General features: G+C 69.9%; 9 protein-coding genes. 5 read left to right on the top strand and 4 right to left on the bottom strand.

What is annotated here, in order from left to right; translation table 11 throughout:
- Positions 1 to 105 precede the first annotated feature (105 nt).
- Entirely contained in the window at positions 106 to 339 is a 234-nt protein-coding gene (locus ACWGO0_RS29730; protein WP_453541754.1) for a DUF397 domain-containing protein, read from the top strand.
- A gap of 80 nt (positions 340 to 419) precedes the next feature.
- Here ACWGO0_RS29730 and ACWGO0_RS29725 read toward each other — a convergent pair whose 3' ends face one another.
- From ACWGO0_RS29725 to eccB, 4 genes are all read right to left on the bottom strand, one after another.
- Positions 420 to 725 carry a WXG100 family type VII secretion target gene (locus ACWGO0_RS29725; RefSeq protein ID WP_185298170.1) on the bottom strand — a complete coding sequence of 102 codons (306 nt, stop codon included), beginning with the start codon at positions 723 to 725 and terminating at the stop codon, positions 420 to 422.
- A gap of 52 nt (positions 726 to 777) precedes the next feature.
- Positions 778 to 1,128 carry a hypothetical protein gene (locus ACWGO0_RS29720; RefSeq protein ID WP_328906173.1) on the bottom strand — a complete coding sequence of 117 codons (351 nt, stop codon included), beginning with the start codon at positions 1,126 to 1,128 and terminating at the stop codon, positions 778 to 780.
- A gap of 244 nt (positions 1,129 to 1,372) precedes the next feature.
- Positions 1,373 to 2,614, bottom strand: a complete 1,242-nt coding sequence (gene mycP / locus ACWGO0_RS29715) for a type VII secretion-associated serine protease mycosin (protein ID WP_453541751.1) — start codon at positions 2,612 to 2,614, stop codon at positions 1,373 to 1,375.
- Between the two features lie 45 nt (positions 2,615 to 2,659).
- Entirely contained in the window at positions 2,660 to 4,207 is a 1,548-nt protein-coding gene (eccB, locus tag ACWGO0_RS29710) for a type VII secretion protein EccB (RefSeq protein ID WP_453541748.1), read from the bottom strand.
- Between the two features lie 226 nt (positions 4,208 to 4,433).
- Between eccB and eccE the strand changes: the two genes are divergently transcribed.
- The 4 genes from eccE (at position 4,434) to ACWGO0_RS29690 (ending at position 11,819) form a co-directional block, all read left to right on the top strand.
- Positions 4,434 to 5,783, top strand: coding sequence for a type VII secretion protein EccE (gene eccE / locus ACWGO0_RS29705; RefSeq protein ID WP_453541785.1), 1,350 nt, complete (start codon positions 4,434 to 4,436; stop codon positions 5,781 to 5,783).
- Complete coding sequence (locus ACWGO0_RS29700) at positions 5,783 to 6,505, top strand: hypothetical protein (RefSeq protein ID WP_453541746.1); 723 nt, start codon at positions 5,783 to 5,785, stop codon at positions 6,503 to 6,505. The genes eccE and ACWGO0_RS29700 overlap by 1 nt, the downstream gene beginning before the upstream one ends.
- Before the next feature lie 319 nt (positions 6,506 to 6,824).
- The gene (locus ACWGO0_RS29695) at positions 6,825 to 9,746 is read left to right on the top strand and encodes an SCO5717 family growth-regulating ATPase (RefSeq protein WP_453541743.1); all 2,922 of its coding nucleotides are present in this window, start codon (positions 6,825 to 6,827) and stop codon (positions 9,744 to 9,746) included.
- A 198-nt stretch (positions 9,747 to 9,944) separates the two neighbouring features.
- The gene (locus ACWGO0_RS29690) at positions 9,945 to 11,819 is read left to right on the top strand and encodes an ABC transporter substrate-binding protein (RefSeq protein ID WP_453541740.1); all 1,875 of its coding nucleotides are present in this window, start codon (positions 9,945 to 9,947) and stop codon (positions 11,817 to 11,819) included.
- Positions 11,820 to 11,822 lie beyond the last annotated feature (3 nt).

Here is an 11,822-nt window from a genome sequence, read left to right as displayed (position 1 = left end):
TCCGATCGAGGACGGACTTGATTTTCGGCCCTCGTGGCCGGACCGGACCCGGAATAATCGGGGCGCGGGCCCCGTACACGGATTGCGTAGGAGGAAAGGCGTCTGATGGGCAGTCAACAGGAGAAGGACGAGCTGTACGCACTCGACATATCGGGAGTGGAGTGGGTGAGCGCTCCCGACGCGGAGGCGGCCGAGGAGCGCGTCGAGATCGCCTATCTGCCGGGCGGGGCCGTGGCGATGCGGTCCTCGCTGGACCCGGAGACCGTGCTGCGCTACACGGAGGCCGAGTGGACCGCCTTCGTACTGGGCGCGCGCGACGGCGAGTTCGACCTCAAGTAGCCGGTACGGCGAAACGGTACGACGAAGAGGGGCACGCTCCGTGGAGCGTGCCCCTCTTGCGTACCTGCGTCTGGGTTGAGTCAGTACGACTCGGTGAACAGGCGCGAGGCCTTGACGTCCGTGGAGCGGTAGCTGTCCTTGCCGGTCTCGATGATCTTCGCGACCTGCTCCAGCCGGTCCTTCATGTGGTCGGCCTTGCCCTTGTACTTGCCCTGCAGCGTGATGTACTCCGCGTGGGCGTCACCGTCCCAGGTGTCGGTGACGACCTTGAGGGCGGCGTCCATCTCCTGGAGGTCCTTGATGATGTTGCGCGAGACCACACGGATGCGGTTCGCCATCTCCTGGACGTTCTCGTACCTGACCTTGGTGTTCGGATCCCCAGCCATCAGTCTTCTCCTCTTAGCTCAGCGTGTACGTGGAAGGGTGCGGCGGCGCGGCTCAGACGCCGTTCAGTCCGGACGTGTTGCCGGAGGACGCCGGCGCCTTCACGGCGTTGAAGGCCGCGCGGACCTCGTCGTCGTTGGCGTTGCTGAGGTTCTTGGTCTGGCTCACGGCGTTGAGGAGCACGTTCAGCAGCCGGCGGATCTCGTCGTGGTCCTCGTTGATCACGATCTGCGCGGACGAGAATCCCGAGGCGCCCACACCGGTCCAGCCCGCGCTCACCGTCGCGAGGATGTCGGCCAGCTCCCTGGCCTGCTTGGAAACCGCCTCGGCGGTGTCGATGATCTTGTTCTTCGCCTGGACGATCGGATCGTCGGCAAGTCCGAAACCACCTGCGGGGTTGGTCATCCGGAGGTCCTATCTCTCAGTTCCCGGGCCTGTCCGCAGGTCGCGGTCAGGCTTCTTCCTGCCCCCGTGTGCTCCGGATACGGAGTGGGGTAAGTGCGGGGTCCTCGGAGCGCGCGGCGGAGTTCCCATCCGCCTGCGCCGGACTCGACCACTTCTCGTTCCCCCGTCACACACGTGAAGTCTGCTACCACCCTAGTCACTTCATCATCTCGTCCCAACTGGGGTTTCCGGGGAGAGAGGTACTTCACTGGGTGGCACTCTCCCGCAAACCGCGCCGCCGCCGGACATCACGGACGACCGTCGCGGTCCCGGCCACGACGGAGACCAGAACCGCTGCCAGGGCGAGTGCGTAGGTGGCGTAGCGCTCGCTGCGTTCCTGCGGTGTCTCGGACATCGCCAGATACGCGGGTTCCGGGGCCTGCGCCTTGGGCAGCGGGGCGTCGGGGCGTGCAGCGTCCTGCGGTACGTCGTCCTTGTCGCCGGCCAGGGCGCGGACCGGGTCGACGACGCCCCAGCCGACGAAGTCGTCGTGGCCGGTGATGGACCGCTCGGCGGTCTGCTCGATACGGGCGACGATCTGGGCGGCCGTCCAGGTGGGGTACTTGGCCTTGAGGAGGGCGGCGACCCCGGCGACGTACGGTGCGGAGAAGCTGGTGCCGTTGTCGGCGCACTGGCCGTTGCCGGGGACGGTGGAGACGATGTCCACGCCCGGGGCGGCGACGCCGACGAACGCTCCGGCCTGCGAGAACTCGGCGCGTTCGTTGTTGCGGTCGGACGAGGCGACGGCGAGTACGCCGTCGAAGGCCGCCGGGTAGGTCGTCTTCCGCTTGCCGTCCATGCCGTCGTTGCCCGCGGAGGCGACGACGACGACGTTCCTGGCGAGCGCCCTGGCCACGGCTCTGCCGAGGGCGGACGTCGGGGCGAGCGGCTTGGTGGTGTCCTGCGAGATGTTGATGACGTCGGCGCCCTTGGCGATCGCGTGGTCGATCGCGGTGGCCATCGTGGTGTCCTTGCCGCTGTTCTTCTCGTCGTTCTGGCGGATCGGGATGATCGTGGCCTCGGGGGCCAGTCCGACGAATCCGGTGCCCTTGCGGGGACGGGCGGCGATGATGCCGGCGACCTTGGTGCCGTGCCCGACCTCGTCGGCCGTGCCGTCGCCCTTGGGCTCAAGGAGATCACGGCCGGCGGAGGTGTCGACGGCCGACTTGAGCTGCGGGTTGACGTTGTCCACACCGGTGTCGATGACAGCGACGCGTACGCCCTTGCCCTTGGTGTCCTGCCAGAGTTCGTCGAGCAGTACACGCTGGAGCGACCAGGGCCTGCCCTCGAACTGCTTCTTCATCGGGAACGTGCACTCACCGCTGCCGTTTATCCCGAGGCCGCCCGGCTCCTCGGTCCCCGTGTCCGCGTACGCCGCCTGCGGCGCCGCGAGCGCGGCCAGCGCGGCCGTGGCCGCCGTCAGCAGCGCGGTCTTCCGGTACAACATCTGTTCCTCTCCCCCGAGTCCGTGGTCCCACTGCGAACGAGGCGGTTACGAGCCCTGGGGCTGGCGGGCACTGTTGGTGTCGAGCCGGGGACCCTTGGCGAGGAACTCCGACCACGCGATCGGTACGAGGGAGGGGACGATCTTCTCGTAGCCGAGCCGGATCTGCGCCTGGCTCGGCTCGGGGCGGCCGTCGCTCCCGCTCTGCTGGTCGCCGGTGCCGATGTCGGACCGCTGGGCGTCGCTGTCGCCGTTCGCCTGGACCGCGTACCGCAGTCCGGTGTCGGTGACCAGGAAGAGCGAGCCGTCGGGACGGGTCTGGCGGCCCTGGACCTGGGTGTAGAGGAGGCCGCTGCCGGGGGTGACGTAGGTGCTCGTGCCACCGGCGTTGATCGCGGCCGGGTACTCCGTACCGGCCCAGACGCCCAGTGTCGTACGGCCCTTGTCGTCCACCTTGCGCAGCACGCTGCAGACGGTGTCCCTGCTGCCGCCGCCGGTCGTCGAGTTGACCTGCTCGGCCTTGGCGGCCGGCCAGCGGGCGCCCTGGCCCGCGAAGGTCTGACCGTCCGGGACGAAGTCCTGGAGCCCGACGGCGCGCGCCTCGCTGTCGAGGTTCAGGGGCGCCGTCTGCGGGGAGTTGATCAGCAGCCAGGCGGTGAACTCGGAGATCGGCTGGACCTTGCCCTCCAGCACCACGTAGTGCTGGGTGCCGTTGCCGGTCTCGGTCCTGAGCACCATGCCGACCTTGTTCTCCTCGGCGGAGAGCTGGCCCTGGATGTGGGCGGGTGCGCCGATCGTGCCGGGGATCTGCGGGAAGGCGACCGGACTGCCCTCGTGCAGGGTGGCGAGCCAGTCGTCGGTGACGGCCTGCGGGAGGCTGCTGCCGACCAGAGCGTTGGTCAGATGGCCGTTGTCGGTCGCGATCTCGTCGACGCGGTACTTGGTGCCGCTCGCGTCTACGAGGTAGCGGGTCCTGTCCTGGCCCTGGACGTAGAGCACCTGGCCGCCGCTGAGCTGCTTCTTGTTCTCGGTCAGCTTCAGGTCCCGCTCGGCGAAGACGAACGCCGCCTTCTGCACGGTGTTGCCCTTGCCGCCGGGCTGTTCGCAGACCGCCCACCGCTTGGGGGTGCCCGCGTCCTCCGGCTCGGGGAGCCGGTCGGGGGCGTAGGGGATGCCGAGGATCGGTCCGCGCGGGGGCTTGCCCGCGTCCAGGATGTTGTCGCCGACCTGGACCACGTCGAACTGCTGCGGGGTGAGGAGCAGCCGGGCCGATGCGAGGTTGAGTACGGGGTGGAGCAGTGTCTTCTTTCCCTTGCCCTTGCCCGTACTGAGCACCACGTAACGGGTGGTGGACTTCTTGCCGACGATCACCTTGGCGCCCGGCTTGTCCCAGTCCTTGGGCGCGGTGGGCTTGAACATCCCCCAGGCGCCGAACCCCGCGAGGATCAGCGCACCGACGATCAGGCTCGGGACGACGGCCCGCAAGGGACGGGGCGCACCTTCCTCGGTCCCCGTGGGCGACGGTTGGAGGAATGCCGCCACCGTGCGCTTCTTCGCAAAGGTGTACGCGTTGAGCTCATCCCGCCGTGATGCCATGAGTCTGTCTGTCTCCCGTGTCTCCCCGCGCGGCCCAGGAGCGGACGCATCCCCGACCCCTGTGCCGGACCCCGGATGCCGGACCCTGGTGCCGGACCGGCCCCCTACTATGCCTGCTGATCGTGGGTGCCCGTGGGCCGGGTAGGGTGATCCAGCCGCCAAGCCCCGGCGGGGCAGGGGCGATCGGGTGGAGTTGGGGCCTTATGAACGGGGGAATGCCGGAATGATGGCTTCCGCAACGCGGACACGTCCGGCCGGGAACACGCAGGCGTCCGGGGCTCCCGGATCCGGTGGCCCACGGGCCTCCCGCCGCGGTTCGCGCAGCTCCTCCCCGGGTGTCCCGGGTTCCGGTGGAGCGGCCTCACCGCGACTGAACGGACGGGCCGGGCAGTTCGGTTCGTTCCGATTGCAACAACTCGTACTGGTCGAGATCGCGGCAGCGCTGCTGGTCGCGGCCTGGGTCGTCGAACCGCTGCTGCTGGTTCCGGCCGGAGTCGCCGCCGCGATCCTGGTGCTGCTCGCCGTCGTCCGCCGGCACCGCCGTTCGCTGCCGGAGTGGCTGAGCACGGTGCTCGCTCTGCGGGCCCGCAGCCGCCGTGCGGCCTCCCTCGTCCTGCCCGCGGGTACGGAGCCGGGCCTCGCGCCCGCAGTCGAGTGCGAGCCCGCACTGCGCACGTACTCCTTCAGCGACCGCGACCGGCGTCCTGTCGGCATGATCGGCGACGGTACGTTCCTCACGGCGGTCGTCCAGGTCGAGTCGGACGCCACGGCGCTGCGCCCGGACCGCTCGGCGCAGCCGCTGCCCCTGACACTCGTACGCGATGTGCTCGACGTCGACGGAATCCGCCTGGAATCCGCACAGATCGTGCAGCACACCCAGCCCGCGCCCGCCCCGCACCTGCCGCCGCAGTCGGTGGCGGCACGGAACTACGCGCCGCTTCAGGCACAGACGGGTTCGCCCGCTCTGCGGATCACCTGGATCGCGCTCAAGCTCGACCCGGAGCTCTGCCCCGAGGCGGTGCAGGCGCGCGGCGGCGGCATCGTCGGGGCGCAGAAGTGCGCGGTACGGGCCGCCGACCAGCTGGCCAGCCGGCTGACCGGGGCCGGATTCCGTGCGACGGTGCTGACCGAGCAGGAGCTGACCTCCGCGATCGCGACCTCGGCCTGTGTAAGTCCGCTGGCGATGGCGCAGGCCAGCCGCTCGGAGACACCGGGCCGCCGCACCGAGGAGACCTCGCGCACCTGGCGCTGCGACGACCGGCGCCACACGACGTACTGGGTCGGCCGCTGGCCGCAGTTGGGCGGCGGTGGCGCCTCGATGCCGCAGCTGGTCGCGCTGCTGACCTCGATTCCGGCGCTCGCCACGACGTTCAGCCTGACGCTGGGCCACGGCGACCGCTCGGAGGTCTCCGTGACAGGACACATCCGGATCACCGGGCGCAGCGACGAGGAGCTGGTCGCCGCACGCCATGAGCTGGAGCGCACCGCGCGCGGCGTGAAGACGGCGCTGGTGCGACTGGACCGCGAGCAACTGCCCGGTGTGCTCGCCACGCTGCCGCTCGGGGGTACCCGCTGATGTCCACACCTTCGAGCACCAGGGCCCGGCTCGGTTTCGGCCTGATCGGACCGCGCCGCAGCCGGCACGCGGTCTCCTTCGACGAGCTGGAGTCGCTGGCCCTGCCGGTCGGCGACGACGGCACGGTGATCGGGGTGGACGCCGAGGGCCGCCCCGCCGTAATGGGCATCAACCGGCCCACTCCGTACGAGGTCACGCTGATCGGCGGTCTGTGGACGGCGCAGGTGCTCGCGCTGCGGGCCGCCGCCACGGGCGCCCGTATCGCCGTGGAGACCGGCCGGGCAGCCGCCTGGACGGGTCTCGCCCAGGCGGCGGGCGGCGGGCAGCCGTGCGTCTCGCTGCACGACGTGGGGCGGGTGCCGCCGCAGGGAGCGTCGGCCGGGTCCCCGGTTGTCGTGGTGCGGGACTGCGGGATGCGACCGCCGCGCGGACGTGTGGTGGCGGGCCCCTGGCAGTCGGTGGTGACCCTGCTGCCGTATCTGAGCCCGGTGGCTCCGCGCCTGATGGAGAAGTCGGCGCTCGTCGGCATCCAGCGGGTCTCGCCGGACGAGGCCGCGCAGATCGGCCGCATCCTGCATCTGTCGCCCTCCGAGTCGCAGGCGCTGTCCACTCTGGCCGACGGTGTCACCCTGTGGTGCGCCGGTCGTGACCGGCAGTTCGTGATGACGCAGGCGACCGACTCCGAGACCGGATTGTTGGGCAGCGCACGCCGGATGGACTGAGCGCCCCATGAGGGGCTCTATGTGCACGGAAAGCTCCGCGTTCCGTACGCAGATATCCGAATTCGACCGCTTCTGTCCTCACGCTCAGCCGCTCGGGGCTCACTTGGGCGCAGTACGTGTCGTACCGGGACGCCCCTTGCGACGCGGTACGGCCTGCCGTAGTGAGCCCGATGGCGATTAGGGTGGGTGAGGGCGCGGCAGCAGAACCTGTGGGCAGGCCATGCGCGTCCCAAGGGGGAGAGCCGGGCGGATCGGACAACGGGAACGGTCGCCCCCACCCACCACGGCACAAGGGTGCTCGACCACACCAGGAGGCAAAGTGAACGGCGATCGGGACGAGATCCGCGGGGGATGGAACACGCCCGTCGACGAGTCGTCCGACGCGGATCCCGCCGAGATGACGGGTGAGTTCACCATCGACTACACCCCTCCCGCCTGGTACACGCAGAACGCGGCGGGCGACTCGTCGGGCGGGGCCGGTTCGCATCTCGCACCGCCTCCGCCGCCCAACGGGGCGCCGGTCTCCGTACCGGGACTGCCGGCCGGGGGCGGCTACGAGCCCAACTGGGCACCGTCGCAGTCCGAACCGGCGGCGCCGCACGCGAGTGCGGCTTCGGCCGGGTCCGCGGCGGGTGAACCTTCTTCGGCGCCCGAAACCTCGGAGCCGTCCGCGGAGTCCGCGGAGTCCGCCGAGTCCGCCGGTTCCGGCGCGGCGGCGGAGCCGTTCGGCGGGGGCGACCTGGAGAGCGGCGCGACCATGCGGTTCTCGCCCGCGGCCCTGAAGCGGGAGATCGCTGAGCGGGAGGCGGCGGCGGGGGCCGAGGCCGCGATTTCGGGGTCGGAGCCGACGTCTTCCGATGACGAGGACCACGTGGTCCTCGCTGTCACCCCGGTGACCGACGAGGCTGCCGATGACGCGTCCACGGACGAGGCGGACGCTCCGGAAGCCGACGTGGAGGACTCCGTACCGCCTGCTGCGGACGTGACGGCCGAGGCGCCGGAAGGGGCCGAACCGGTCGGCACGGATGTCGTGCTCGCCGACAGGCCCTCTGACGCTCCGGCGGACGCGGCGCCCCAGGACGTACCGCCCGCCGACGCGCCCCAGGACGCCGCACCGTCCCATGCGCCGGCCCCCTGGTCCCCCGCGCCTCCCGCGCAGCGCGCACTTCCTCCTCTGCCGCCCGCCTTCCAACCGGCCGCTCCGCAGCCCGTGGCACCCCAGCCGGCCTCCCAGTGGCCCGCACCGGTACCCACGAACGAGGTGCCCGGAGGCTACGGCTTCCCCCACGCGGCACAGGCGCCGCAGCCGCCGCAGGGGCCGGTGCCCGCGGCGCAGCCCGGTGTCCCGGCCCCTCAGGGCGGTTACGGGTTCCCCCAGGCACCGCAGGCGCCGCAAGCACCTCAGCAGCCGCAGGCGCCGCAGCAACAGCAGGGCGGTTACGGGTTCCCGCAGGCGCAGCCGCAGGCCCAGGGAGGTTACGGCTTCCCGCAACCGCCCCAGTCGCCGCAGCCCCCCGCGCCCCAGCAGCCCCAGCAGCCGCACTTCCCCGCGCAGAGCGCACCGCTCCCCCCGCAGGCCCCGCAGCAGCCGGTCCAGGGAACGCCCAACCTGCCCGCCCCCATTGCTCCCGTCACGCAGCAGCAGCAGCCGGAGCTCTACCAGGCTCCCCAGCAACAGCAGCAGCAGCCGCCCCAGCAGCACCCTCAGCACCCGCACCCGCAGCCGCAGCAGCCGCCGCAGCAGCAGCAGCAGGGAGCACCCGTAGACCCGCGCACCGGACACGCCTGGCCGACCCCGGTCACCCATGACCAGCGCGAGCGCTCCGTACCGGGCGCGCCGCTCGGGTACACGGCAGCCGTGGAGCTCTCCTCGGACCGCCTGGTCCGGGGCAAGCAGAAGGCCAAGAGCAGCCGCAACCCCTCCGCCGCCGCCCGCTTCAAGCTGGGCGGGAAGAAGGAGGAGGTCGAGCGGCAGCGCAAGCTGGACCTGATCCGTACACCGGTGCTGTCCTGCTACCGGATCGCGGTCATCAGCCTCAAGGGCGGTGTCGGCAAGACCACGACGACGACCGCGCTCGGTTCGACGCTGGCCACCGAGCGGCAGGACAAGATCCTCGCCATCGACGCCAACCCGGACGCCGGTACGCTCGGCCGCCGGGTGCGCCGCGAGACCGGGGCCACCATCCGTGACCTGGTCCAGGCGATCCCGTACCTCAACTCGTACATGGACATCCGCCGCTTCACCTCGCAGGCGCCCTCCGGTCTGGAGATCATCGCCAACGACGTGGACCCGGCGGTCTCGACGACGTTCAACGACGAGGACTACCGGCGCGCGATCGATGTGCTCGGCAAGCAGTACCCGATCATCCTCACGGACTCGGGCACCGGCCTGCTCTACAGCGCGATGCGCGGCGTGCTGGACCTCGCCGACCAGCTCATCATCATCTCGACCCCGTCCGTCGACGGTGCGTCGAGTGCGTCGACCACGCTGGACTGGCTGTCGGCCCACGGGTACGCGGACCTGGTGCAGCGTTCCATCACGGTCATCTCCGGAGTCCGCGAGACCGGCAAGATGATCAAGGTCGACGACATCGTGCAGCATTTCGAGACGCGCTGCCGCGGTGTCGTGGTCGTGCCGTTCGACGAGCACCTGTCGGCGGGCGCCGAGGTCGACCTCGACATGATGCGCCCGAAGACCCGTGAGGCGTACTTCAACCTCTCGGCCATGGTCGCCGAGGACTTCCCGCGCGCTCAGCAGCAGCAGGGGCTGTGGACATCGGATGGCCAGAACCCGCCGCCGCAGTACGCCCCGCCGATGCCCGGACACCAGACGCCGGGTCAGCAGATGCCAGGTCAGCAGACGCCGGGTCAGCAGCCCTACGTACCGCAGCAGCAGCCGGGGCAGCCGCAGGCCGGACAGCCCTACCAGCCGTATCCCCCGCAGCCGCAGCCGCAGCAGCCTCAGCACCCGCAACAGCCGTACCCGCAGCAGCCGTACGGAGGACAGCAGCCGCCCCAGCAGCTGCCGCCCCAGCAGCCGTATCCGCCGCAGCCGGGCCCCGGTGCACAGCAGAACAGCTGGCAGCAGTCGCTGCCCTCGCAGGCCCAGTCGGGTGCGAGTCCGGCGGGTGCTCCGCCGGCGCCCCAGCAGCACGGCGGCCGGACCGGCGATCCGGAACTTCAGGGTCCCGTGCCGCCCGCCGGATGGCAGCAGCAGCCCCCACCAGCCCCTCAGCAGTAGGGCAGTAGAGGTCTAAACCAATGAGGGCCCGCATCGTTCACACGATGCGGGCCCTTCTTGCATTCCCGCAGCCCACACGCCGTTTGACACACCGTTGACGGGGCTCGACCCCCGCTGATAAACCTTCGCTTCACCAGCTGGCGAACCAGAGATCCACCCGCCTTCTCCATGCGAGTCATGACGCGAGGTCAACGTCCCATGGTCACAAGAGTTCCACCCCGATCCCCCCGCCCACGGCGCAGCGTGCGTCTCCTCCTGGCCTCCGGCACCGCCGCACTGGCGCTCGCCGCCGGTTCGGTCGTACCGGGAAATCCACTCGCACCCGCGCCGCAGGAGGCGCAGGCCGACAGCGGCAAGACGACTCTGACGGTCGCGGTCGCACAGAGCGTCGACTCCCTGAGCCCGTTCCTCGCGCAGCGCCTGCTCAGCACGAGCATCCACCGGCTCATGTACGACTACCTGACCAACTACGACGCCAAGGACAACCACGCGATCCCCGCGCTCGCCACCAAGTGGGAGCCGTCGGCGGACAAGTTGACCTGGACGTACACCATCCGGTCCGACTCGAAGTGGTCGGACGGACAGAAGGTCACCGCCGAGGACGCGGCGTGGACCTTCAACAAGATGATGACCGACGAGGGCGCGGCCACCTCGAACGGCAGCTTCGTCGCCAACTTCGAGAAGGTGACCGCTCCGAGCCCGGAGCAGCTCGTCGTCGAGCTGAAGGAGCCGCAGGCCACGATGGCCGCGCTCGATGTGCCGATCGTGCCGAAGCACGTCTGGGAGAAGGTCGGCGACTTCTCGAAGTTCAACAACGACACCGAGTTCCCGATCGTGGGGAACGGTCCGTTCATCCTGACGGACTACAAGGTCGACAGCTATGTGAAGCTCAAGGCCAACAAGGACTTCTGGCGCGGCTCGCCCAAGTTCGACGAGCTGGTCTTCCGCTACTACAAGGACCAGGACGCCGCCGTCGCCGCCCTGCGCAAGGGTGAGGTCTCCTTCGTCGCGGGCAGCCCCAGCCTGACTCCCGCTCAGTCCGCCTCGCTGAAGACCGCCGAGAACATCAAGGTCAATGACGCACCCGGCCGGCGCTTCTACGCACTGGCGACCAACCCGGGCGCGCGCACGAAGGACGGCAAGAAGTTCGGGAACGGGCATCCGGCGCTCCTCGACCAGAAGGTCCGTCAGGCGCTCTTCATGGCCGTCGACCGCAAGACCATCATCGACAAGGTCTTCCAGGGCCACGCCGTGGAGGGCGAGGGCTACATCCCGCCGCGCTACGCCGAATACTTCTGGCAGCCGTCGGCCGACCAGAAGCTCGCCTTCGACCCGGCGAAGGCCGCCGCCATGCTCGACGAGGCCGGTTACAAGAAGAACGGTGACGGCAAGCGGGTGGGCAAGGACGGCAAGCCGCTCGACTTCCGCATCCTGTGCCACGCCACGGACCCGAACGACAAGGCGATCGGCAAGTACCTCCAGGAGTGGTGGGGCGACCTCGGCATCGGCCTGAAGGTCAACTGCATCGACAACGTTTCCGACCCCTGGTACGCCGGTGAGTACGACCTCGCCTTCGACGGCTGGTCCGTCAACCCGGACCCGGACTTCGTCATGTCGATCCACACCTGTGACGCCCTGCCGGCCAAGCCGAAGGAGTCGGCGGCGACCGACAACTTCATCTGCGACAAGCAGTACGACACGCTCTACAAGCAGCAGCTGGCGGAGTACGACCCGGCCAAGCGCGCCGATCTCGTGAAGCAGATGGAATCGCGGCTGTACGACACCGGGTACATGAATGTCATGGCCTATCCGAACGCCGTCGAGGCGTACCGTACCGACCAGATCAAGTCGATCACGACGATGCCGTCCGCCGCGGGCAACATCTACGGTCAGGACGGGTACTGGAGCTGGTGGTCGGCGGTTCCGGCCGCCGCGGCCTCCGGCGGTTCCTCCGACGACGGTGGGAGTTCCACCGGAGTCCTCATCGGGATCGGTGTCGCCGTCGTCGTCCTCGCCGGTGGCGGGCTGCTGTTCGCCATGCGTCGTCGTTCCACCGCGGAAGACCGTGAATAGTCC

The organism is Streptomyces sp. NPDC055749, assembly GCF_053617235.1.
This window is presented reverse-complemented; position numbering and strand designations above follow the sequence as displayed.

What these genes read in the sequence shown, in the direction of transcription:
- ACWGO0_RS29730 (WP_453541754.1), top strand. Translation starts at nt 106, where the DNA reads ATGGGCAGTCAACAGGAGAAGGACGAGCTGTACGCACTCGACATATCG.
- ACWGO0_RS29725 (WP_185298170.1), bottom strand. Translation starts at nt 725, where the DNA reads ATGGCTGGGGATCCGAACACCAAGGTCAGGTACGAGAACGTCCAGGAG.
- ACWGO0_RS29720 (WP_328906173.1), bottom strand. Translation starts at nt 1,128, where the DNA reads ATGACCAACCCCGCAGGTGGTTTCGGACTTGCCGACGATCCGATCGTC.
- mycP (WP_453541751.1), bottom strand. Translation starts at nt 2,614, where the DNA reads ATGTTGTACCGGAAGACCGCGCTGCTGACGGCGGCCACGGCCGCGCTG.
- eccB (WP_453541748.1), bottom strand. Translation starts at nt 4,207, where the DNA reads ATGGCATCACGGCGGGATGAGCTCAACGCGTACACCTTTGCGAAGAAG.
- eccE (WP_453541785.1), top strand. Translation starts at nt 4,434, where the DNA reads ATGGCTTCCGCAACGCGGACACGTCCGGCCGGGAACACGCAGGCGTCC.
- ACWGO0_RS29700 (WP_453541746.1), top strand. Translation starts at nt 5,783, where the DNA reads ATGTCCACACCTTCGAGCACCAGGGCCCGGCTCGGTTTCGGCCTGATC.
- ACWGO0_RS29690 (WP_453541740.1), top strand. Translation starts at nt 9,945, where the DNA reads ATGGTCACAAGAGTTCCACCCCGATCCCCCCGCCCACGGCGCAGCGTG.